The sequence below is a fragment of the Nocardioides flavus (ex Wang et al. 2016) genome (assembly GCF_014653115.1).
GTDB lineage: Bacteria > Actinomycetota > Actinomycetes > Propionibacteriales > Nocardioidaceae > Nocardioides > Nocardioides flavus.
In genome coordinates this window covers 1-21,774 of record NZ_BNAD01000015.1, presented here as the reverse complement: position 1 = coordinate 21,774, position 21,774 = coordinate 1, and the positions used below count along the sequence as shown (strand labels likewise).

Sequence of the window (21,774 nt, the reverse complement as noted above, 5' to 3'; positions counted from 1 at the left end):
CATGCCCACAGCACGTCCGATAGGGTTACCACAGTGGAGCACACGACCCGGCCCAGCGACGAGAATCGGCCACCAGCTGACGTGGGTGCCCCATTGCTGCGGCGGACCGTCCTGGTCGTCGCGGTCCTCAACTTCTCGTACTTCTTTGTCGAGTTCTCTGTCGCGCTCGTCGCAGGCTCGGTTTCCCTGCTCGCCGATAGCGTCGACTTCCTCGAAGACACCGCGATCAACCTATTGATCTTCGCTGCTTTGGGCTGGCCACTTGCCCGGCGCGCGATCGCGGGCAAATCCATGGCTGTGATCATCCTCGGTCCCGCAGCAGTGGCGGCCTGGACTGCGATCCAACGTGTCTTCGACCCCGTTGCGCCCGACGTCACGCCGTTAGTGCTTGCGTCTCTCGGTGCCATCGCGATCAACGGCGCCAGCGCGTGGCTTCTCACCAGCGTCCGCCATGCGGGTGGCTCCTTGAGTCGGGCAGCGTTCCTCTCGGCTCGCAACGACGTGCTAGTGAACGTGGCCATCATTGCCATGGGCGTGGTGACCGTCTGGACGCAGTCGGGCTGGCCAGACCTGGTGCTAGGTAGCTTCATCATTCTGCTGGCCCTGCATGCCGCCTACGAGGTCTGGGAAGTCAGCGAGGAGGAACGACTGGCCGCCAAGGCACTCGCGGGCGAGCCGATCGACTGAGAAGGCGGTTGGAAAGCAGAGGCGCCTCGCAGGGTGCCCCACGAACTTGCGGCCATCGAGACCCCTGGAGCTACCCGGTTCAATTCTGCCAGGGTGCTGCCATGAGCTTAGATCCGGTGGAGACCAACCCAGACCACTACAAGGTCCTCTTCGAGAACGAACGGGTGCGGGTGCTGGAGTACACGGACATGCCGGGTGACCGGACGACTCCGCATGAGCACCCAGACAGCGTCATGTACACGCTGAGCACCTTTCGTCGGCGCCTGGTCTCACACGACCTGCATCGCGAGGTGGAGCTGCGGGCCGGCTCGGCCGGTTGGCTGCCGGCTCAGACGCATCACGGCGTGAACGTAGGCGACACCCCCACCCATGTTCTCTTCGTCGAGCTGAAGGAGGCCGCTCCGAAAGGATCGGGGCCAGGTGCCCGACAGGAGGGAGGACTCGGTCCTCAATCCGACTGATCGACCAGCATCAGCCCCTGGCTAATTGGCCGATCGCACCCCTCACTATCCGGCCGCCTCTCGCACCCTGCTCTCGCACGGGAGCAGCAGCACAAAACGGGCCCCCCCGCGCGCGCCGGCCTCCACAGAGAGGCTCCCTCCGTGTGCTGTGCTGATCTCGCGGGCGATCGCCAGTCCTAGACCAGTGCCACCGCTGGCGCGAGTGCGGCTCTCATCGAGGCGCACGAAGCGTTCGAAGACCCGCTCACGGTCTGCCAGGGGGATGCCCGAACCGTCGTCCTCGATCGCTACCTCCACCTCGTTGCCGCGGCGCTGCAGGGTGAGGTCGATGTGACCCTCGGCGTGACGTGCGGCATTGTCGGCCAGATTGCGCAGTGCCCGGGCGAGCTGGACGGGGTCACCTTTGATGCGGACCGGTGGCGCCGCCACGGTCACCGTGAGCGCGCCGAGCTTGCGTAGCCGCTCCGCCTCGAGGCTGACGAGATCGTCGAGGTCAACGTCGACAGATCGGACCCTGAGACCGTGCTCGTCAACCCGAGCGAGCAGAAGCAGGTCCGCGACCAGGTGGTCGAGGCGGTCGAGCTCGGCGAGCACGTCGCGGCTGGTTGAGCTCCAGTCCCGGCTTCCCGGGTGCAGCGCCGCGATCTCGTGAGCAGCCCGAATGGTGGCCAGAGGGCTGCGCAACTCATGCGAGGCGTCTCCAACAAACCGGCGTTGCCGCTCACTGCCGCTCTCCAGCCGCTCCAGCATCGCGTTCATCGTGACCGCAAGGGCCGCGATCTCGTCGTCGCCCTCAGGCACAGGAACGCGAGCATCGAGTTCCGAGGTTCCCTGGACCTGCGCGACCCGGGCCCGGATGGCCTCGACCGGGGCAAGGGCTCGACCAGCGAGCCAGTAGGAAGTCGCCGCGACGCCCAGCAGGACCACGGGGTAGCCGATCAGCAACAGGGTGACGACCACCGCGGTGGACTGCCCGACCAACTCGAGGCTTTGCGCGACCAGGACCACCACGGGCCCGTCAGGACCTGAGACTCCCAGGGCGACCACGACGAAGTCCTCACCTTCACCGATGGGCAGCGCCGCCGAGCGGACGGTGCTGGTAGATCCCGGGCCTGGTCGGGTGTCGACCACCGGCGGTTCTCCCTCCACTGAGGGGCTCGCGGCCAGGACGTTGCCGCCTGCGTCGACGATCTGTACCAAGGACTGGTCCCCTGCGCCGGTGGCCAGGTCCGCACCGGCCCCATCCTGGGCGACTTGACCGGCGATGTCGGCGGCCTGTTGCTGCGCGGCTTCGGTGATGGATGCCTCCAGCTGCTGGCGCTGCGCGAACGCGAACGCCAGGCCTGCGAGGGCCAGGAAGACCGCGACGGCGAGGGTGGCTGCAGCGGTGGTCCGCCACCGGACACCACGGAATCTTCTCCTGTTCACTGACGCGCCCCTTGTCCGGACAGGCGGTAGCCCACGCCACGGACCGTTTGGATCGACTGCTGGCCGAAGGGTTGGTCGACCTTGCGGCGTAGGTATCCGACGTAGACCTCGACGACGTTCTCGTCACCTTCGTAGTTCAGGTCCCACACTCCTTGGAGGATCTCCAGTTTGGAGACCACCTGCCCGGAGTGGCGCATCAGAAAATGCAGCAACCCGAACTCCCGCGGAGTTAGGTCGACCTCGGCCGCGCCGCGACGCACCATCCGGGTAGCCGGGTCCAGCATCAGGTCCCCCACCGTCAGGACTGTGGGACGCTCGGGCGCTCCACGCCGCACCAGTGCCCGCAGCCGCGCCACGAGGACCACGAAGGAGAACGGTTTGATCAGGTAGTCGTCGGCCCCCAGGTCGAAGGCGTCGACCTGGTCGTACTCCCCGTCCTTGGCCGTCAACATCAGCACCGGCGTCCACACACCGGACTCGCGGAGACCCCTGCAGACGTCGTAACCGTTTAGGGACGGCAACATGATGTCGAGGATGAGCACGTCGTAGTCCCGCGACCGCGCATGCTCGAGCCCTTCGGCCCCGTCGTGAAACACGTCCACGACAAATCCTTCGGCAACCAGGCCACGCCTCACCGTCTCCGCGAGGCGGACCTCGTCCTCCACCATCAATACCCGCACCGGTCGACCTGCCTTTCCCTGTCAGCTCCCATCTTGGCGGGCCGCGGCTGAGGACACGCTGTGAAGCCGATCTTGGCGAAGGCCCTCTCAGGTTCATCACAGGCAACGAGGCGCACGCTGTGGGCCAAGCGCGCGCGTAACGGTGAGCGCCATCGCACGCGCCGTCCGTCCTCGTGAAAGGCTCCCTCTCGTGAACCGACGAGCCGTCACTGGTCTCACCGCAGCCGTCGCGCTCTGTGGAACGGCCGCCCTGCTGGGCTTCGGGATCGTGGGCGACACGACGACGACCCCGATGTTGCCGAGCACCCCGGCCCCCGCGGTCTCCCCAGCGACCCACACACGCATCGCCATCGCGGGCGACACCGGGACCGGGCCGGGCAGTGCTATCGAGGCAACCGTGCAGACCATGGTCGACCAGAGTCGGCAGCGTGACTACAACGGGCTCGTCTTGCTGGGCGACCTGATCTATCCCGAGGGCGACGCGGACCAGGCCCGGAGCACGATCACCGACGTTTTCGCCCCCGTGACCAGTCGGGGCGCTCGACTGGTACCGGTACTGGGCAACCACGACTACATGAGCGACGAACAGTCCACCATCCTCACCGAGGTCGGTCGCGAGCGGACCTGGTACGCCGAACGGGTCGGCATTGTCCGCATCATCGTGCTGGATACCGAGCAGGTCGACAGTCCCGCCCAGGCCACCTGGCTGCAGGAAACGCTCGCATCCCCGACGGATGCTGCCTGGACCATCGTCGCTATGCACAAGCCGGCCCACTCCGCCGGGGTCCACGGCTCGGACGCAGCGATCCAGCATCAATGGGTGCCGCTCTTCGAGCAGTACGATATCCCGCTGGTGCTCGCCGGCCATGACCATGATTACCACCGGTCCAAACCGATCGCTGGTGTCACCTACGTGATCTCCGGTGGCGCGGCCACGCTCCGCCCCACCGGACATCAGGACTTCACGGAGATCAGCACATCGACTCTCCACTACGTCGACCTCCTCGCCGAGGACGACCGCCTGACGCTCCGCGCGATCGACCAGTCCGGCATGCTCTTCGACTCCTTCGAGCTGTCCCATTAGCCATGCAGTCGCGACGCGGCAAGCGCTGAGCGGACCCTCAGCATTCCTCAGCCTCCTCACAGTGGCCCCCAGGCACTCTCTTGTTACCAAGGTCGCAACCGGCGGCCACCCACCGAGGAGACACAACATGGCGAACCTCAAGCGCAACGCCGCGATCACCGGCGCCGCCGCGATCCTTGCCGCACTCGGCATCGGCGGCGCAGTCACCGCCCAAGCCACCACCAACGACCCGGCCCCGGTCATCCAGCAGACCGACGGCGACGGCGAGGTCGACGACGCCACCGAGGTCGAGGGCGCCGAAGAGACCAACGACGGGGCCGACCAGGGCCCCGACGCCAACCCCAACGAGCCCGGCCACCAGGACGCCGACGAGTCCGGTGAGACCGAGGGCGCCGAAGAGACCAACGACGGAGCCGACCAGGGCCCCGACGCCAACCCCAACGAGCCCGGCCACCAGGACGCCGACGAGTCCGGCGAGACCGAGGGCGCCGAAGAGACCAACGACGGAGCCGACCAGGGCCCCGACGCCAACCCCAACGAGCCCGGCCACCAGGACGCCGACGAGTCCGGCGAGACCGAGTAAGCGACCGTCCCCCGTTCAGGTCGCTGAACCGCCGAACTCATCGGTACACCGGTGGGGCCCGTTGCCAAATGGCAGCGGGCCCCACCTTCTCGTCTGGACACCTCGCCCCAAGACGCGGTGCCACACGTCACCTGCACGTAGGGACGTCAGAACCTGTGATTGAGTCGCGCGGACGCCAGTGCCGTTGCGGCGCCACTCTGGCTCTAGAGAATGTCGATGTGACATCGAGCAGAGCGAGATCTTTGGCTTCACGCATCGCCTCCGTGGATGAGAGTGCCGGGGGCGGCAGGTCGTGCGCGTGCTAATGCGGCGTGGTCACCGCCGTCCTAGGAGAGGGCGTCGGGCCCTTCGGGTGCACCCTCTTTGTCATCGTCGCGAGTGAAGAACGAAAAGGACCCGTCGGTCTCGAGCACACACAACTCGATGTCGCTCAGTCGGCGTATGCCCTTCTCCCGAGCGGCTTCGTGGACGTCCTTGATCGTCATCCTCTCACCGGCGAGGGTCTGCAGCAGCGGTTCGCCGTCACGGACGACGATGCGTGCCCGGCCGGCGAGCCACGGCCGGAACCGCGGGAAGCGGAACGTGACGGCGTTGAGGAGGATGCCGGCGAGGGTGAATGTCGCGACCGCGATGACGGCGGCCGTGACGGAGTAGTCCTCTTGCACGATGCCTTGGCTGACCAGGTCCCCGACAGTGATAAGCAGGATCATGTCGAAAGCGGACAGCTGCGCCACTTCACGCTTGCCACCAACCCGGACCACAAACCAGAGGAACGCGAAGATCGCCACCGACCGGATCAGGACGTCCATCAGGGCATCCTCCAGGTCGTCCACGTCGCCGTCACAACCGGCTGGTCGTCCTCGAGGACGCTGACCTCGCACGAGTCACGACCTGCGAGCTGCCCCGGGGCCACCCGGGCGTCGAGCGCGATGCGCAGGGTGTTGCCGGTGGGGGGCGCGTCGAACTCGTAGACCACCCAGTCACCATCCGGCGCCGCGCCGGACGATACCTCGAAGGCCGAGTCGGAGGTCTCCGCGGACGGGTTGGGGTACCACGACTGGAAGTCGAGGTGCTTGAAGTAGCTGCCGCAGAACCGCACCTGCACGGTCTGGTCGTACACGTCTTCGGACGTGATGGTCAGGTTCAGCGGGGCCGGTTCGCCGGCCCGGGCGATCTGGGGGAACTCCACGGCGAGGTCGTAGCCACCACCGTTCGCCGACGTGGTGGCCGTGCGCGGGCCGAGCAGGTCGAAACCTGCGGCGCCCACGATCAGCATCAGGACTCCCAGGCCCGCCCGGCGTGCCAGCCGGCCGACCGTCCGGGGCGGCTCATCACGCAGGTCCGAGGTTGTCGCGTCGTCGGGGGGCGACAGTCGTTCGGGCACAAGGCGAGTACACCGGTCCTCGACGAAGAACCGACGGCGACGCGCCCTGACGGCGGCTCGGCGATGGGGCTCACGCCTTCGGAGAGGTCATGGCTGCGCCGCGGTTGAAGAACGACACGAGCCGATGACAAGGTGAGCGGCAGGAGGAACGCCGTCAATGGGGTTCATCCCAGGTCCCGCCGGCCGGCGCCCGCAGCACGCGCCGGCGGGACCGTCCAGCAACACGCCCGCCCCTGCGTGGACGCCCACGACGGGTCGGATGCGGCCGAACGCCTCCCTGCGCCCACACCCTCCGGCCCACAGAACGACCACGAGTCGTGCCCGGTCTGCGCCACCGACGGACCGGTCACCCGGTGAACATAGGCCGCAGCGACGCGACAATCTGTCGCACGTCTACCTCACAGGAGGTGTCGACCTCAACGAGCGTCCCAAGCCCGAGTGGAGCCACCTCGTCGCCCCACAGCTTCGGCCTCCACAGGGCGTGCGTCGAGGTGCCTCGGGGCCCTTGCCCGACGACCGTAGCGCCCACGGGCGACGTCCAGCTGAACTCGGCACCGGACCTCGACGACCGGCCCCGCCCCGAGCCTGAGCGACGGTCGGTACAGCGGAGAATGCGAGGATTGGCGTGGTCGACGTCGTGCTTGCGGGGTGGGATGGTCGTGACGAGGTAGTGGTCGAGCAGGTTGATGATCGCGACGAGGCCGTCGGCGCCGGTGGCGCTGGTGGCGCTCCTCGGTCATGAACCGGCGACGTTCCACGTGTACGGCTCAGGCGACCGGCGTTGTGAGGGTACGGACGAAGGCACGAGCCGTCCGGTCGCGACGGCCCGGCTGCCGTGTTGCTAGGAGGCGGATGAGCAGTACCGCGCTCGACGACGGTCATCAGCAGCTGATCCAGAACAGGGTCGATCCGAACTCCTGCAGGTGCCCGGCTGGACTCATCCATGTCATGCCGCGCCTGTGGCAGGCGCTGAAGGCAACCTAAAGGGGCGGCTTCATCGTTGCTTCATGCGGTGCTGCCTACGGTCAGGTTCCCGGTCACACCGATCGGGCTGCGCTGGCCGAGGAGGAACGGTGGTGGCGAGCGGGACGGTGGTCTGGGGCCAGACCCAGGAGGGCTGGTTCAGCGCGGTCAATGACTTCGCGCGCAGCACGCCGTGGCTTCACACGCCGGCGCGAATGTACGCCGAGTACGGCGTGGTCCTCTTCGCGGGGCTGTTGCTGTTCTCCTGGTTGCTGGCGCGACGCGACGGCGATCTGCGCCGGGTGACGGCGGCCCTGTGGGCACCTGCGGGGGCGTTGATCGCAATCGGCGTCAACCAGTTCCTGGTGGCCGCCGTGGCCGAGGAACGGCCATACACGGCTATGCCCCAGGCCCTCGTGCTGGTCTCGCGCAGCACCGACTACTCCTTCCCCAGCGACCACGCCGTGATGGCCGGCGCGGTCGTCGTCGGGGTCGTTCTCGCCACCCGCAGGCTCGGCCGGGTCACCGCCGCCCTAGCCGTTGTGATGGCTCTGACTCGGGTGTACGTGGGTGCCCACTTTCCGCTGGATGTGGCCGCCGGTCTGGCCGTGGGAGCGATCGTCGCCGTGGTCTCGTACCTGGCCGCGCGGCCCGCGCTCTCCTGGCTGATCCTGCTCCTCTTGCGGACCCCGGTGCGGCTGCTGGTGAGGGCTCATCCCGAGGGGATGGTGCGCCAGTGAGCGGGCTGCTGGAGCAGCTCCTGTCCACGCCGGCATGGCTGGTGCTGTTGGTGGTGTTCGCCCTTCCCGCCCTTGAGTCATCGGCGTTCCTCGGGTTCGTCTTCCCCGGCGAGACAGCGGTGTTGCTCGGAGGGGTCGCCGCCGGCCAGGGTCATGCTCCGCTGGCCGCGGTGGTGGCCGCCGGTGTCGGCGGCGCCATCCTGGGCGACGCGGTCGGCTATCTCGTCGGCCGCCGTTGGGGTCGACGGATCCTCGGTTCGACGCTGAGCCGCCTCATCAACCACCGGCATCTCGCCCGAGCCGAGCGGGCCCTGCTCCGACGAGGCGGCTGGGCGGTGTTCCTCGGCCGGTTCACGGTCGCCCTGCGTGTCATGATCCCGGGCCTGGCCGGGATGGCCGGCATGGGGTCGCGACGGTTCCTGGCAGCCAACGTGGCCGGGGGCGCCGTGTGGGGCCTGCTCGTGGCGACGGCCGGCTACCTGGCCGGCAACAACTGGCACACAGTGGAGCGCTACGTCACCGGCGCCGGCGTCGCGCTGTTCACCGGCGCCGGCGTCGCGCTGACCGTCGGCGTGGTGGTGTTGTTCGTCGCCGCCCGTCTCATCCCCCGTCTCATCCGCCGTCTGGTCCGCCGGCCCGGACAACGCCTGCCTGGCGCCCCCGGCGCGGAGCCCGACGTTGGCCACCAGCCCACCACTGCCGGGGCACGGGGCTCAACGCGAGGTGCACTTTCGACGGTCCCGCCTCTCCTCCCCAGGGACACGTCGACCCGCCGTGCCCCGGACAGCGCCGGATAGCGCCGGAGACCACCATGTCGGCCGACCTTCTCGCCCCCTCGATCCGACCCGGGACACCTCCTCCGGCGCGTCCGCCGCGCGGGTGGGACCGACCCGCTGTCATCGGCGTCGGCATCGCCGCTGCGCTGGCGGTGGCGGCCTGGTTGCCGTTCCTCGGCGTCCCGCTCTCGCCCGATGAGAGTGGTTTCCTCCTGCTGGCCCAACACTGGCGGCCGGGGTCCTCGCTCTACGGCAACTATTGGGTCGACCGTCCCCCGCTGCTGCTGTGGCTCTTCTCCGTGGCCGGACACCTTGGGCCGGTCGGTCACCCGGCCACCGGCGTCACGGCGCCGGGCGTGAGGCTCCTGGGTGCGGCCGCCAGTGGCCTGACGGTGGTGCTGGCCGGCGTGGTTGCCCAGCTGGTCGCACCCACCCAGCGCTGGACGCGCCGCGTCACCGTGGTCGCCGCGTTGGCGCTGCTGTCCAGTCCGCTGCTCGGCATGCCCGTGACGAACGGCGAGCTGCTGGCGCTCCCGTTCGTCCTGCTCGGGACCGCGTGCCTGATCGCCGCGGCGCGCCGCAACTGGGGACGCGACGCTGGGCTCCTCACCGTCGCGGCGGGTGCCTCGGGCGTGGGTGCCGCCCTGGTCAAGCAGAACGTCATCGATGTCTTCGTCTTCGCCGCCGTCCTGCTGGTCGCTGCCGGCGGAAATCTGTCGCACCGGTGGCGCCGAGTCGGCACTTTTCTGACCACGGCCGCGGGCGTGCTCGCCGCATCCGTGCTGGTGGCGGCTGCTCGTGGGACGACTCCGGCGGGGTTGTGGGACGCGACCGTCGTCTTCCGGCTCCAGGCTTCGGCGGTGATCCACGCGTCCGCGTCCAGTGCGACCGCCGGGCGCATGGGCAACCTCGCGCTGGCGGCTGTGGGCAGCGGTGTGCTCGTGCTCGGGATCGCGGCGGCCGTCGGCGCGGTGCTGGGCCGGCCCAGGTATCAAGCGGGATCTGCCCGCGCGAGGGGTGGGGCACCGGTCGAGCCTCAGATCGCGGTGACGTGGGCCGCCCTGGGGATGGTGCTGTGGGAGGTGTGCGGTGTCGCGCTCGGTGGCAGCTACTGGCTCCACTACCTGACGGGTCTGGTTCCTGGGGTGCTCCTGCTCGTGGCGCTGGTCCGCCCGTCACGGCGTTGGCGGAGGGTGCTGACTGCTTGTGTCTCGTACCTTGTGGTGGCCAGCGCTGTGGTCTGGGGGCATCAGGCCATCTCACCGGTCACGATCTCCGACGACGCGCGGGTGGTTGCCTACCTTCGCGCGCATGCTGAAAGCGCTGACGGCGTGGTCGTGGCGTTCGGGCATCCGGACATCGTCGCCGGAAGTGGCCTGTCCAGTCCCTACGAGTACCTGTGGAGCCTCCCGGTGCGTGTGCGCGACCCTGAGCTGACGGAGCTCGGCGCCGTCATGACCGGTCCGGACGCCCCGCGCTGGGTGGTCGTCGCAGGCGACAGCGTTGACTCGTGGGGACTGCACGCCGGGGCCACCCAGCGCCTCCTCGAGCGGCACTACCTTGAGCAGGTGGCCTACGGCGACTGGCATGTGTGGCAGCACCGTGAGGGAGGAGGCGATCGATGAGAGTCCTGGTGGCTGAGGACGACGTGCGGCTGGCCGACCTGCTCCGGGAGTCCTTGACCGAGGCGGGATGGCGGGCCGAGGTGGTCCACGACGGCCGCTCGGCCTACGACCTTCTCTTGCGCGACGCCGGATACGACGTCGTGCTGTTGGACTGGATGCTCCCCGGCATGGACGGGGTCAGCGTCGCCCGACGGTTGCGGGGCCTGGGACTGACCACGCCGATCTTGATGCTCACTGCTCGCGGCGACGTGCGAGACCGGATCGACGGGCTCGACGCCGGGGCCGACGACTACCTGCCGAAGCCGTTCGACCTCGACGAGCTGCTTGCCCGGCTGCGCGCGCTCTACCGGCGAAGCAGCCACGTCGGCGATGGCCCGGTGCAAGTCGGTGATCTCGTCGTGGACCCCGTCGCCCGGCGCGTCTTCCGTGGCCGTGTGGAGGTCACGCTGTCGGCGCGCGAGTTCGACATCTTGCACCTGCTCGCCTCGCACGCCGGCCAGGTCGTGACCCGGTTCACCATCCTCGACGAGGTGTGGGACGGGGAGACCGACCTGCGCAGCAACGTGATCGACGTCCATCTGGCGGCGATCCGCGGCAAGATCGACAAGCCCTTCGGCACGGAGACGATCACCACCCTGCGTGGGGTGGGATATCGGCTCGAGCCGACGGCCGGACCGCAATGACGCCGGTGCGGACTCGGGTCTCGCGCCTGCCGTTGCGCATCCGCCTGGTGGCGGGCTTCTCCGCCGCCACGTTCGTGGTCCTGCTCGCAGCCGGCGTCTTCGTGTACTGGCGAGTCGACTACGCCCTCGATCGTGGCCTCGACACCGAACTGGCGCAGGCGAGCCAGGCCCTCGATCCCCTCATCGGAACCGACGGCACGGTCACTAACCGGTCCGCGGCCGAGGCCACCGGGGTGGCTTGGCAGGTCCTCGCCTCGGACGGGACGGTGCTCGACCACGGTGGGCCGGCCGGCACCACCCCGATGGTCAGCGTTCGACAGCTCGGCCGGGTCCGCGACAGCCCCCACACCTACAACGTCGGCGACTTCCTGCCCGCCGCCCACCAGCCCTACCGCCTCCGGGTGGCGCATGCCGGCTCATCCCCCCAGCGCTACCTGCTCGTCGGGGTCCGACGCGATCACCGCGACGAGGCGCTGCGCGAGCTCCTCGTCCAGCTCAGCCTCGCCGGGCTCGGCGCGCTGCTGGTCACCGCCTTCGTCGGTGAGCGACTCGCACGGGCCGCGCTGCGCCCGGTCGAACGCTACCGGCGGCGCGCCGCCGCCATCGCCGCCGGCAACGCCGAGCTGCGGCTCGACGTGCCGCCGCTGCGGGACGACGAGATCACCCGATTGGGTCACACGTTCAACGACATGCTCTCCTCGCTGGAGGAGGCGCTGGACCGCGAGCGACAGTTCGTCAGCGACGCCAGTCACGAACTGCGCACACCGGTCACCCTTCTGACCAGTCGCGTCCAGCTCGCGCTGCGCCGCCCCCGCAGCCAACGCGAACACGAACACATCCTCACCGAGCTGAAGGTCGACCTCGACCGGCTCGCCGGTCTCGCCGAGCAACTGCTCCAAGTCGGCCGCGTCGACTCCGGCACGGTCGTGGGTTCCAGCAACCTGGTCGCGGTCATCGGCAGGGTGATCAACCAGCGACGCCTGGCAGACCCCGCCGACGCTGGTGACGTGTCGGTCACCCGTCCCTCGCATCCGCTGCCGGTGGGGGTGGCCGACTTCGAGCTGGAACGGATCCTGACCAACCTCCTCGACAATGCTGTCGCGCACGGAGCGCCTCCGTTCCAGGTGGCCGCCGACGAACCCTCCCCCGGCTGGGCGCGGATGACGGTCTCGGACTTCGGAGCGGGGATGCCGCCGGCACTCCTCGCCACGGGAACCCAGCGCTTCGCACGCGCCGACGACGCCCGCCCCCGCCCGGGGGCGGGACTCGGACTCTCGCTGGTGGATGCCTTGGTCGGCCAGGCCGGTGGCGAGCTCCGGCTCTGCCACGACGGGCGACACTCCTCGCACGGTCGCCCCGCTCCGGTGCCGTGCGCCCACGGCCCGGAGATGACGGTCACGGTCCTGCTGCCCACGATTGCCGAGGCACCCGAGACGCCGGCGGGGACCTAAGCGGATCGGTCCCGAGCTGGTCCCGGTTCATCACCACTTCATGTTGTCTCACCTAGGTTGCCGGGATGATCGGCGATGCCCGCACGACCACGGTGCAAGTGCCGGAGACGCCGGGGACGGAGACGCGGGCGCCGACGGCGAGCAAGGCACTGCGGTGGGCGTGGTGGCACGCGGTGCGGCTCTGGGCGGTCGTGGTGTGCTTCGTCGGCGTCGGGATCGCACGGTCGGTCCAGGTCGACATCCCCTTCCGTGACCCGCACGGGGCGTACCTGCTGAGCCGGGTGACGCTGACGCTCTTGATCTTCCTCGGACTTGTCGCGGTCGACGGGCTCCTCCGCGCCGGCCGCCCGTTCACGGTGCGGCGCTCGTGGTCGACCATCCGGGCCCGGTGGACTCCGGGACGGCTGGCCCTCGCGTGGGCCGCCCTGCTCGCCTACCACCTGACGTACTTCACCTACCACAACCTCAAGAGCTGGGACGTCTTCAACGCCCCCCGCGATGGCATGCTCACCGGGTGGGACCGCTGGCTCTTCCTTGGGTACAGCCCGGGCGTGCTGCTCCACGACCTGCTCGGCCAACACACAGCCGCCTGGGTACTCGCGGTCTGGTACGAAACGTTCCCAACCCTGGTGGTCCTCGCCTTCCCGGCCGCTGTCGTGCTCTCCAGGCGGATCCGGGACGCCTACGCCGGCATCGCCGCGTTCGTGTGGGTATGGATCCTCGGCACCGCGACCTACTACATCATCCCGTCCCTGGGCCCCTTCCACGCCGAACCGGAAGACTTCTCAGGTCTGCCGGACACGATGATCCAGGACACCCAGGCGCGCTACATCGCGCAACGGGACTACCTGCTCGCTCACCCGCACGCCGGTGACGCGTTCGCCCAGGTGTCCGCCTTCGCCAGCCTGCACGTCGGCGTGACGGCCACGATCCTCGGGCTCGCCTGGTGGCACCGGCTGCGCCGGACGACCGTCGTGCTGGCGGTCTACCTGGCCGGGACGATGGTGGCGACGGTCTATCTCGGTTGGCACTTCGCGGTCGACATCCCGGCCGGCCTGGCCATCGCCGCACTCGCGTGGGTCCTCGGCCCGCTGACCGTCGGGGCACGCCGTCGCCCCGAGCCCAGGCGGTCGCAACCTGCGGATCCGGCCACCCACCGGGCCGCCGGCTGACGTCTTCACGTCCCCTTCATCGGGCCCGCCCTACCTTCCGACCATGCGCTGTGTGATCGTCGTTCCGACCTACAACGAGGCGTCCACCATCGGGGACCTGCTCGACGGGATCGGTGCCTGCCGGGACCAGGCCCCAGATGAGGTCATCGACGTCCTGGTCGTCGATGACAACAGCCCCGACCAGACCCAGGACATCGTCCGCTCGCACCCGGGTTTCGGTGGGTGGGTGCACCTGCTGCCCCGCGCTTCGAAGGACGGACTCGGTGCGGCCTACCGTGCCGGCTTCGCCGCTGCCGTCCGCGCCGGGTACGACGTCGTCGTCCAGATGGACGCCGACGGGTCGCACCCCGCCACCGCGGTCCTGCCGCTGCTGGTGCTGGTGCGCACCAACGACGTCGCGATCGGCTCACGCTACGTCCCGGGTGGTCGGACCGAGAACTGGCCGGGCCGCCGCAGGGCGCTCTCGTGGGCGGCGAACACCTACGCACGCACCGTGCTGAGGCTACGCACCCATGACGCCACCTCCGGGTTCCGCGCCTGGCGCGCCGAGGCGATCGCTGCTGCCGGGGTCCCGGAGACGACCTCGAACGGATACGGATTCCAGGTCGAGAACACCTGGCGCTGCGAGCGGCGGGGACTTCGGCTCGCCGAACACCCGATCACCTTCGTCGAACGCACCGCCGGCGATTCGAAGATGAGCCCCGGCGTCGCCAGGGAGGCTGCCCTCCTCGTCCTCCGCTGGCGGTTCCGCGAGCTCACGCGTCGACGGACGACCCGCCCCGCTGCGCCGGCAGTGGTGCACGACGGCACAGCGCGCGCATGAACGCGAGTGCCCACTCGAGCCTGAAGGGGGCGAGCGGTTCACGCGCTGAACTCCGGGCCAGGATCCGGTTCGTCCTGTCCTGGGTCGCCGCCCTGGCCTTGGTCATCACCGTCCTGCCCCGTGCCGTGGACGTGTCCTGGCACGGTGTGCTCCCGGTCCTCGGGTCTGTCCACTGGCCAGCAGCGCTCGGTCTCGCCGGGCTCTGGCTCCTCGGCCTGTACGTGCACACCTTCGTGCTCACCGCCGCCGCGCCGAGCCTGACCCACCGACGCGCCCTCACCCTGAACCTGACCGGAAGCGCGGTCTCCAACGTCGTGCCGCTCGGTGGCGCCGCCGGTGTCGAACTCAACCGCCGGATGATGCGCGCGTGGGGCATCGACGGCAGGGCCTTCACCGGCTACACCTTCCTCACCAACCTGTGGGACGTCGGGTCGAAGCTGCTGCTGCCGGTGATCGCGGTGGTCACGCTGGCCCGCGCCGGGCAGCACGTCTCGCCGCAGGTTCAGACGGCGTCGTTCATCTCAGGGGTGGCCTTCGTCGTGGTGGCGGCCGGCGCGGCGTCGGTGCTGATGAGCTCGCGCGGCGCGGTCACGGTGGGCCGCGTCCTCGAGGCGTGGGCGCGGCGTGGTCTCCGGCTGGTCGGCAAGGACCGGGAGCTCGGCCTTGCCACGGCCCTGCGCGACATCCGGGCACAGTGCGCGACCTTGGTGGCTCAGGGGTGGTTGCGGATGTCCGCCGGGATCGCCGGCTACGTCGCCTTGCAGGGCCTGCTCCTGGGGCTCTGCCTGCATGTCACCGGCGGCGGCAGCGCCTGGCCGGAGATCCTCGCCGCGTTCGCGGTGGAGCGCGCCCTCACCATCGTGCCGCTCACCCCGGGTGGGGTCGGTGTCGCCGACCTCGGCCTCGTCGGCGTGCTGCTCGCCCTCGGCGGAGACCCGGCCAGTGTCGCCGGCGCCGCGATTCTGTACCGGGCGTTCATCTTCGCTGTCGAGATCCCCGTCGGCGGCGGCGCTCTCGGCGTCTGGCTCCTCGCTCAGCGCCGGGCGGGGCGACGCACCGCCCTGACGTCGTCGTCCTCCGGTCTGTTCTTGTCACCGGCGCGGCGCATCGCGCACGTCACCGACGTCTTCCTCCCCCGCCTGGGCGGGATCGAGACCCACGTCGACGACCTGGTCCGCCACCAACGCGCGGCAGGACTCGAACCCGAGGTCCTGACCCCGACCCGCTCCGACGGGGCCGATCCCACATGGGTCCGCCGGATGCCGGCCGCAGACGCACGTCGTGCAGTGACCGGGTACGACGCGGTGCACGTGCACGTGTCGATGTTCTCGCCGTATGGCATCGGCGTGGCGCGAGCGGCAGCAAAGGCCGGTGTTCCGGTCCTCGTCACGGTGCACTCGATGTGGAGTGGCGCGGGTGGGATCCTCCGGCTGGCTGCGCTGGCCGGGCTTCGTCGCTGGCCGGTCGCGTGGTCCGCGGTGAGTGGCGCCGCCGCCGAGAGCTTCGGACGGTCGCTCGGCGGCGTCGAGGTCTCGGTGCTCCCGAACGCTCTGGACGTCGCCGCCTGGCGACGACACCCGGTGGGGTCGACGCCGGACAGGCACGCGCAGGCCGACTGGCCCATCACAATCATCAGCGTGATGCGCCTGGTGCCCCGCAAGCGCCCGCTCCAGCTGGTGCGGATGTTCGAGCAGGTCCGTCGCCTCACCGGCCGTGACGATGTCCGGCTCGTGATCGTCGGCGACGGCCCGCTCCGCGGCCGGACGGACCGGTGCGTGCGGCGTCGCGGACTAGACGAGCACGTCCGGATCACCGGACGGCTGCCCCGTCACCAGGTCCACGACGAGCTCGCCGTGGCATCGATGTACATCGCCCCGGCGCCCAAGGAGTCGTTCGGCATCGCCGCGCTCGAAGCACGCTGTGCCGGCCTGCCGGTGATCGCCAGCGGCCGAAGTGGTGTCGGCGAGTTCGTCCGCGACAGGGTCGAGGGGGTCCTCGTCGACAGCGACGAGCAGATGCTAGTCGCCCTCGCCGACCTCGTCCGCGACCCGAACCTGCGCAACCGGATCGCTGCTCACAACGAGGCGGTCGCGCCGGCGTTGGACTGGGCCGATATCTTGGAGCGCACCGCGGAGCTCTACGAGGTGGCCGCGAAGCGGGTTCGCCTCCCCCAGCGCCCGGTGGCCGAAGTACGGCCGGTCATGGCCTTGGAGGCCTGAGCACCGTGGCCACCATCGTCTCACTGCACGCCCACCCCGACGACGAAGCGCTCCTGACCGGCGGCTGGCTCGCACAACGCTCAGCCGCCGGTGACCGGATCGTCCTCGTGTTCGCCACCGACGGCGCCGCCGGGCTCGCCGACCACCGCCACTCATCCACCTCACTGGCCCAGGTGCGACGGGCCGAGGCCACGGTCTCCGCCACGGCCTTGGGAGCGGCCCGGGTGACGTGGCTCGGCTATGCCGACTCCGGGATGGCCAACCGACCTTCCCAAGGCGGCCGCCGCTTCGTGGACATCTCCGTCGACGAGGCGGCCCGCGAGCTCGCGGCCATCGTTGACCACGAGGGCGCGGACATCCTCACCGGCTACGACGCGAACGGCGGCTACGGCCACCCCGACCACGTCCAGGTGCACCGGGTCGCACGCCGCGCCCAGACCCTGGCGGCGTTCAGGCCCCTGTTGCTGGAGGCAACACTCGACCGCACCTGGCTGGCCCGGCTCCTGATACTCCTGCGGCCTCTATCGCGCCTCCTGCCCGGCCTGACCCTTCCTGGCGACGGTATCTTCACCAGCCGAGACACACTCACCCTGACCGTAGACGTCCGCCCGCAGTTGACCGCGAAACGAGCTTCGCTGGCAGCCCATGCCTCGCAGCACAGCGGCGGCATCCGTACCGTCGCCATCCTGCTCGCGCTCCCACGCCCCGTGGCACGTCGTGTCCTGGGCACGGAGTGGTTCGTCGAAGTCCCTTGACTACAGCCTGACGGGTGGCGCGACTATGCCGACTCCTGCGGGTCCGCCAGCCCGAATCGGCTTCTCGTCCGTTCGCCCAATGGCAACGCCCTCGACGCCGTCGCGCCAGTCCTGGGGGCGCTCGCTCAGCCAGGCCTTGACGGCCTGCTCGGAGCGGCCCTCGACCACGTCGAGCAGCTGGGCGGGGGCCGGTGCCGGCGCGGATGCCGGTCAGGTCGTGATGACGGTGACGTCCTCGTCGCCGCGTCTGGTGGCGCGCGACGTGTTCGTCGACGCCGATCGCGCTGACGCCGTCGAGCCGTGTGGGGTCGTCGATCAGGACCCGCTTGCCCACGGCGAGGACCGCGTTCTTGATGCCGTCCAGGGTCGTGGGGCCGCCAACCCCACGGCTCGTGCGCCAAGCGCCGGACCACGGTCTCGCGCGGCGAACCCTCGCGGCCGCAACGGCGACACCACTGATCGGGCTCCACCACGCGACACGCAAACACGGCCCGCTCCGGTTCGAGTCGCTGACCGATGGCCACGAGCCCGAGCTCGGCGCGGGTGGCGACCGTGGTGGCGACGAAAACGGCGCCCAGGGCCACCACGTCGGCGGCCATGTGGCCGGCGTCCGAGAGCAGCGCCAGCGAGCCAGAGACGAGCCCGGCGGTCAGTTCGACGACGAAGAAGGCCAAGACCAGGCCGAAGGCGAGGCTGGGCCGCCGGCGTGGCCAGGCTGGCCGTGGCCGTGTCCTGCTCCCATGGTCTGTTCTGTAAGTGTGGGGTCGAATGAGCCGTGGTGGCTAGAGACGGGTGTCGTGGCGGGTCTGGATCTGCAGCAGCGAGAGGTCGCCGGCGGGTGCGGCGGCCTGCAGCGCGCAGCAGCCGTCTGGGCAGGCCCCGTCCGCGCACGTGCAGCCGCCTTCCGCGTGTTCGCGCCCACCTGGCGAGGCGATGGCACCGCAGCATCCCTCGCCGCGCCACGCGTCGCGTCCCTCCCTGACGGCGATCGCGGCGATCACCAGGCCGGCGATCGGGTCAGCCCATGACCAGCCGAGGGTGGCGTTGAGGAGCAGCCCGACCAACAGAACCGCAGAGAGGTAGGTGCACAGCAACGTCTGCGTCGAGTCTGCGAGCACGGCGTTGGAGCCGAGCGCCTTGCCGGTGCGCCGTTGGGCCCACGACAGGAACGGCATGATGACCAGCGACGCAGCGGCGAGCCCGACGCCGACCGGCGAGGGGTCGGGGTCGGCACCGAAGACCAGCGCCCGAGTCGACTCGACCGCGACATAGGCGGCGAGGGCGAAGAACGAGACCGCCATCAGCCGCAGCGCCAGCCGCTCGCGCGACTCCGGCAGAGCGTGCCGGAACTGCCACAGGATGATCAGGCCGCTGGAGACCTCGACGACCGAGTCGAGCCCGAATCCCACCAGCGCCACCGAACCTGCCACCAGGCCGGCGGTGATGGCGATGGCCGCTTCGAGGAGGTTGTAGGCCACCGACGCGCCGGCCAGCCGCTGGGCGCGGCGGCCGAGTCGGCTGCGGACCTCGGGGGCCAGAGTGGTGGTCACGAGGCGGCCGGCATCGTGGCGAGGCCGGAGGTGGGGCAGAGCGCGACGGCGTCGCCGGTGAGCGCGAGCAGTCGCTCGGCCGAGGCGAGCAGGTCCAGTAGGGCCTCGGAGTGGGTGAGCGAGAACACTGACGCACGCCCCTGCGGGTGGGACTGGATCAGACCGCAGTCCTTGAGGCAGGCCAGGTGCTTGGAGACCGTGGACTGGGCGAGTCCGAGATGCTCGGTGAGGTCGACGACCCGGTGCTCGCCCAGAGCAAGGTGGCGCAGGATCGTGAGTCGCGACGGGTCGCTGAAGCCATGGAAGAGGCAGGCGGCCTCAGTCAGGTCAGGTGTCCGCTCCGTCTGACTCGGGCCATCGCCAACTGTCATCGTCATTTGGCGATGATAGCGCCGTTGGTGCTCAGCGCGTCAAGCACGTGGTCCGGGGCTCTCGGCTGTCGGCGGCGCAGGAGCGTGCTGGTGCGGAGACACGTTTCCCGTGCTCGTCGGATAGGCGTGGACCACGGCGCTGGTCAGCTTCGGCACGGCTTGGGTGAGCTGGTGCTCGGCGGCATGGGCGAGCCGGTGCGCGTCAGCGAGCGAGGCGTGGCGGTCGATGTCGAGGTCGGCGTCGGCGTGGATCTCGTGGCCGATCCAGCGCATCCGGACCCGCCGTACCGCCAGGACACCGGGGATCGCCGTCAGCGTCGACTCGGCGGTGTCGATCGCAGTGGGGTCGACGGCGTCCATCAGCCGGCGGAAGATGTCGCGCATCGCGGTCCGCAGCACGGCGAGGATGGCCACGGTGATGAGCAGCCCGACGACCGGATCGGCGGCGTCCCAGCCGACCGCGACGCCTGCGGCGCCGAGCAGGACGGCCAAGGAGGTGAAGCCGTCGGCGCGGGCGTGCAGGCCGTCCGCGACGAGGGCCGCCGACCCGATCTGGCGGCCGACCCGGATCCGGAAGAGGGCGACCGCCTCGTTGCCGATGAAACCGACCATTCCGGCAAGCGCAACCCAGCCGAGGTGGTCGACCGGTCGTGGGTGGATCAGCCGGTCGATCGACTCGAAGCCGGCCACCACGGCAGACAGGGCGATCATGGCCACCACGAAGAGACCGGCGAGGTCCTCGGCGCGCCCGTACCCGTAGGTGTAGCGGCGGGTCGGCGCCCGCCTGCCGATCGCGAAGGCGAGCCAGAGCGGCAGCGCGGTCAGGGCGTCGGAGAAGTTGTGGATGGTGTCGGCCAGCAGCGCGACCGATCCCGAGATCGCAACTACCGCGAGCTGTGCCATGGCGGTCGCGCCGAGCGCGACCAGGCTGATTTTGACCGCTCGGATGCCCTGGGCGCTGGACTCGAGCGCGTCGTCGAGGAAGTCCGCTGCGTCGTGCGAGTGCGGGCGGAGGACGTGGCCGATGCGGTCCCGCATGCCTCGCCGCCCAGCCGGGTCCTGGTCGTGCCCGTGGCCGCGGTGCTGGCCGCGGAGGTGGCTGTGCGCGCCGTCATGAGCGTGCCCGTGATCGTGCTCGTTCACGCGTCACCCCGCCGCTTCGCCGATCGCAGTGGCCCCGCTTCACCCTGGTGGTGGCGGGGCAGATCCGGGCCGGCGTGCTCGGCGTTGAACACCCCGTCGCGGACCAGATGCGCCACATGGTCGTTCTCGACCCTGTAGAAGACCTGGGTCCCTTCGCGGCGCGTGTGCACGAGTCGGGCCATCCGCAGCTTGGCTAGGTGCTGGGAGACCGAGGGGGCAGGCTTCCCCACCAGGTCAGCCAGCTCGTTGACCGGCAGTTCCTCGTCGAGCAACGCCCAGAGCAGTCGCACCCGGGTGGGCTCGGCGAGCATGCGGAACACCTCGGCGGCCAGTTCCGCTTGCTCGACCGGCAGTGGTTCCAAAGACTCATTGTCTGCATGCATACGCAGATACTATGCAACCTCTGAACAACGATGAACGGCTGCCCAAACTGCACCACCTCACGTGAGTCAACCCGCCCTGAGGGACGACCTGCCGTTACACACGTGGTACAAACGATCAACATTCGCCGACGTTTGCGCAGGTCAACATGGGTCAGTCAGTCAGTACTACGACATCTGAGTCACGCTTAGCGCTGACCTGCGGCTTTCCCTGTCGATAGGCGCCTGACCTGCGAAAACGTCCCAAGACACCTTCGGTTGTCTTGGGACGTTTTCAGTTGTCTTGTGACATGTGTGTGACATGAACCCCCCGCCGCCGCCGAGGGAGCGGGACCGTCGCAATCCGGACTCGCCGCTTAATATGAGCGGGACGGTTGGAGACGCCCGCCCCAGAATCGCCGGAAATACCCCGCTAACCGGTGAGCTCAGTAATCTAGTAGCACCGCGGCGACCCCGACGTCACGCTCGCGGCAGGGGGATTCGTGATTCGCGCCGGACGCACTGCGCCGCTACTCGTTGTGCTGTTGGCGCTGGTGCTGCCAAGCACGCAATCGGCCGCCGCGGATGTGCTCCCGCAGGTGACTGGTGTTGTCACCAACCTTGCCGGGAGTCCGTCTCCAAACGTCTCCGTCAGCAACACGAACGGCCCCGCCGGCGGTACCACTGATACGGCGGGAAAGTTCGGCTTCAGTTGAGTCCCCGATAGTGGTGTAGCGCGGTCGCCGAGATCGTCACCGGCGTGTACGTCGGACGTAGGCGCGGCCACCGCGTGATCCTTCGAGTCAACCTTCTACCGAATCCTCGAGGACCATCACG

21 protein-coding genes and 2 pseudogenes are annotated in these 21,774 nt (G+C 69.6%); 13 read left to right on the top strand and 10 right to left on the bottom strand.

Going from position 1 to position 21,774, the window contains the following annotated elements; genetic code table 11:
* Window positions 1-33 precede the first annotated feature (33 nt).
* Together IE200_RS17690 and IE200_RS17685 are read left to right on the top strand one after the other, a co-directional pair.
* The gene (locus IE200_RS17690) at window positions 34-687 is read left to right on the top strand and encodes a cation transporter (protein WP_229856756.1); all 654 of its coding nucleotides are present in this window, start codon (window positions 34-36) and stop codon (window positions 685-687) included.
* Between the two features lie 101 nt (window positions 688-788).
* Complete coding sequence (locus tag IE200_RS17685; protein ID WP_191280808.1) at window positions 789-1,148, top strand: cupin domain-containing protein; 360 nt, start codon at window positions 789-791, stop codon at window positions 1,146-1,148.
* Window positions 1,149-1,193: 45 nt separating this feature from the next.
* Here the strand turns inward: IE200_RS17685 and IE200_RS17680 are convergent, their stop codons facing one another.
* Together IE200_RS17680 and IE200_RS17675 are read right to left on the bottom strand one after the other, a co-directional pair.
* The gene (locus IE200_RS17680) at window positions 1,194-2,576 is read right to left on the bottom strand and encodes a sensor histidine kinase (protein ID WP_191280807.1); all 1,383 of its coding nucleotides are present in this window, start codon (window positions 2,574-2,576) and stop codon (window positions 1,194-1,196) included.
* Window positions 2,573-3,244 (bottom strand): response regulator transcription factor, encoded by a 672-nt coding sequence (locus IE200_RS17675; protein WP_456237877.1) that lies wholly within the window; start codon window positions 3,242-3,244, stop codon window positions 2,573-2,575. The genes IE200_RS17680 and IE200_RS17675 overlap by 4 nt, the downstream gene beginning before the upstream one ends.
* Window positions 3,245-3,446: 202 nt before the next feature.
* On the opposite strand from IE200_RS17675, the gene IE200_RS17670 reads away from it, so the two are divergent.
* Together IE200_RS17670 and IE200_RS17665 are read left to right on the top strand one after the other, a co-directional pair.
* Entirely contained in the window at window positions 3,447-4,340 is an 894-nt protein-coding gene (locus IE200_RS17670; RefSeq protein ID WP_191280805.1) for a metallophosphoesterase family protein, read from the top strand.
* Between the two features lie 127 nt (window positions 4,341-4,467).
* Window positions 4,468-4,923: a hypothetical protein gene (locus IE200_RS17665; protein WP_191280804.1), complete on the top strand. Its 456-nt coding sequence runs from the start codon at window positions 4,468-4,470 to the stop codon at window positions 4,921-4,923.
* A 326-nt stretch (window positions 4,924-5,249) separates the two neighbouring features.
* Here the strand turns inward: IE200_RS17665 and IE200_RS17660 are convergent, their stop codons facing one another.
* A complete protein-coding gene (locus IE200_RS17660; RefSeq protein WP_191280803.1) occupies window positions 5,250-5,732 on the bottom strand; it encodes a DUF421 domain-containing protein in 483 nt (160 codons plus the stop codon).
* Window positions 5,732-6,199, bottom strand: a complete 468-nt coding sequence (locus IE200_RS17655; RefSeq protein WP_191280802.1) for a hypothetical protein — start codon at window positions 6,197-6,199, stop codon at window positions 5,732-5,734. Before IE200_RS17655 ends, IE200_RS17660 begins: the two co-directional genes overlap by 1 nt.
* A gap of 1,184 nt (window positions 6,200-7,383) precedes the next feature.
* Between IE200_RS17655 and IE200_RS17650 the strand changes: the two genes are divergently transcribed.
* From IE200_RS17650 to IE200_RS17610, 9 genes are all read left to right on the top strand, one after another.
* Window positions 7,384-8,010, top strand: coding sequence for a phosphatase PAP2 family protein (locus IE200_RS17650; protein ID WP_229856753.1), 627 nt, complete (start codon window positions 7,384-7,386; stop codon window positions 8,008-8,010).
* A complete protein-coding gene (locus IE200_RS17645) occupies window positions 8,007-8,807 on the top strand; it encodes a DedA family protein (protein WP_191280801.1) in 801 nt (266 codons plus the stop codon). Before IE200_RS17650 ends, IE200_RS17645 begins: the two co-directional genes overlap by 4 nt.
* A gap of 14 nt (window positions 8,808-8,821) precedes the next feature.
* Window positions 8,822-10,411 (top strand): hypothetical protein, encoded by a 1,590-nt coding sequence (locus tag IE200_RS17640; protein WP_229856751.1) that lies wholly within the window; start codon window positions 8,822-8,824, stop codon window positions 10,409-10,411.
* Window positions 10,408-11,094, top strand: coding sequence for a response regulator transcription factor (locus IE200_RS17635; RefSeq protein WP_191280800.1), 687 nt, complete (start codon window positions 10,408-10,410; stop codon window positions 11,092-11,094). The genes IE200_RS17640 and IE200_RS17635 overlap by 4 nt, the downstream gene beginning before the upstream one ends.
* Window positions 11,091-12,545 carry a sensor histidine kinase gene (locus IE200_RS17630; RefSeq protein WP_191280799.1) on the top strand — a complete coding sequence of 485 codons (1,455 nt, stop codon included), beginning with the start codon at window positions 11,091-11,093 and terminating at the stop codon, window positions 12,543-12,545. The genes IE200_RS17635 and IE200_RS17630 overlap by 4 nt, the downstream gene beginning before the upstream one ends.
* A 65-nt stretch (window positions 12,546-12,610) precedes the next feature.
* Window positions 12,611-13,717, top strand: coding sequence for a phosphatase PAP2 family protein (locus tag IE200_RS17625; RefSeq protein WP_191280798.1), 1,107 nt, complete (start codon window positions 12,611-12,613; stop codon window positions 13,715-13,717).
* Between the two features lie 43 nt (window positions 13,718-13,760).
* On the top strand, window positions 13,761-14,540 hold the full coding sequence (locus IE200_RS17620) for a glycosyltransferase (RefSeq protein ID WP_191280797.1): 780 nt from the start codon (window positions 13,761-13,763) through the stop codon (window positions 14,538-14,540).
* Window positions 14,537-16,759 (top strand): glycosyltransferase, encoded by a 2,223-nt coding sequence (locus IE200_RS17615; protein WP_191280796.1) that lies wholly within the window; start codon window positions 14,537-14,539, stop codon window positions 16,757-16,759. Before IE200_RS17620 ends, IE200_RS17615 begins: the two co-directional genes overlap by 4 nt.
* Before the next feature lie 5 nt (window positions 16,760-16,764).
* On the top strand, window positions 16,765-17,514 hold the full coding sequence (locus tag IE200_RS17610; RefSeq protein WP_191280795.1) for a PIG-L family deacetylase: 750 nt from the start codon (window positions 16,765-16,767) through the stop codon (window positions 17,512-17,514).
* A gap of 78 nt (window positions 17,515-17,592) precedes the next feature.
* On the opposite strand, the pseudogene IE200_RS20890 reads toward IE200_RS17610, so the two are convergent.
* The 6 genes and pseudogenes from IE200_RS20890 to IE200_RS17585 all read right to left on the bottom strand — a co-directional run.
* Window positions 17,593-18,113: pseudogene (locus IE200_RS20890) on the bottom strand (transposase); the annotation flags it as partial.
* A pseudogene (locus IE200_RS21240) lies at window positions 18,114-18,188 on the bottom strand (hypothetical protein); the annotation flags it as partial.
* Window positions 18,189-18,296: 108 nt separating this feature from the next.
* The gene (locus tag IE200_RS17600) at window positions 18,297-19,064 is read right to left on the bottom strand and encodes a cation diffusion facilitator family transporter (RefSeq protein ID WP_308433025.1); all 768 of its coding nucleotides are present in this window, start codon (window positions 19,062-19,064) and stop codon (window positions 18,297-18,299) included.
* Entirely contained in the window at window positions 19,061-19,441 is a 381-nt protein-coding gene (locus IE200_RS17595) for an ArsR/SmtB family transcription factor (protein ID WP_191280794.1), read from the bottom strand. The genes IE200_RS17600 and IE200_RS17595 overlap by 4 nt, the downstream gene beginning before the upstream one ends.
* A 33-nt stretch (window positions 19,442-19,474) precedes the next feature.
* Window positions 19,475-20,578, bottom strand: a complete 1,104-nt coding sequence (locus IE200_RS17590) for a cation diffusion facilitator family transporter (protein WP_229856748.1) — start codon at window positions 20,576-20,578, stop codon at window positions 19,475-19,477.
* Window positions 20,575-20,961 carry an ArsR/SmtB family transcription factor gene (locus tag IE200_RS17585; protein WP_191280793.1) on the bottom strand — a complete coding sequence of 129 codons (387 nt, stop codon included), beginning with the start codon at window positions 20,959-20,961 and terminating at the stop codon, window positions 20,575-20,577. The genes IE200_RS17590 and IE200_RS17585 overlap by 4 nt, the downstream gene beginning before the upstream one ends.
* Window positions 20,962-21,774 lie beyond the last annotated feature (813 nt).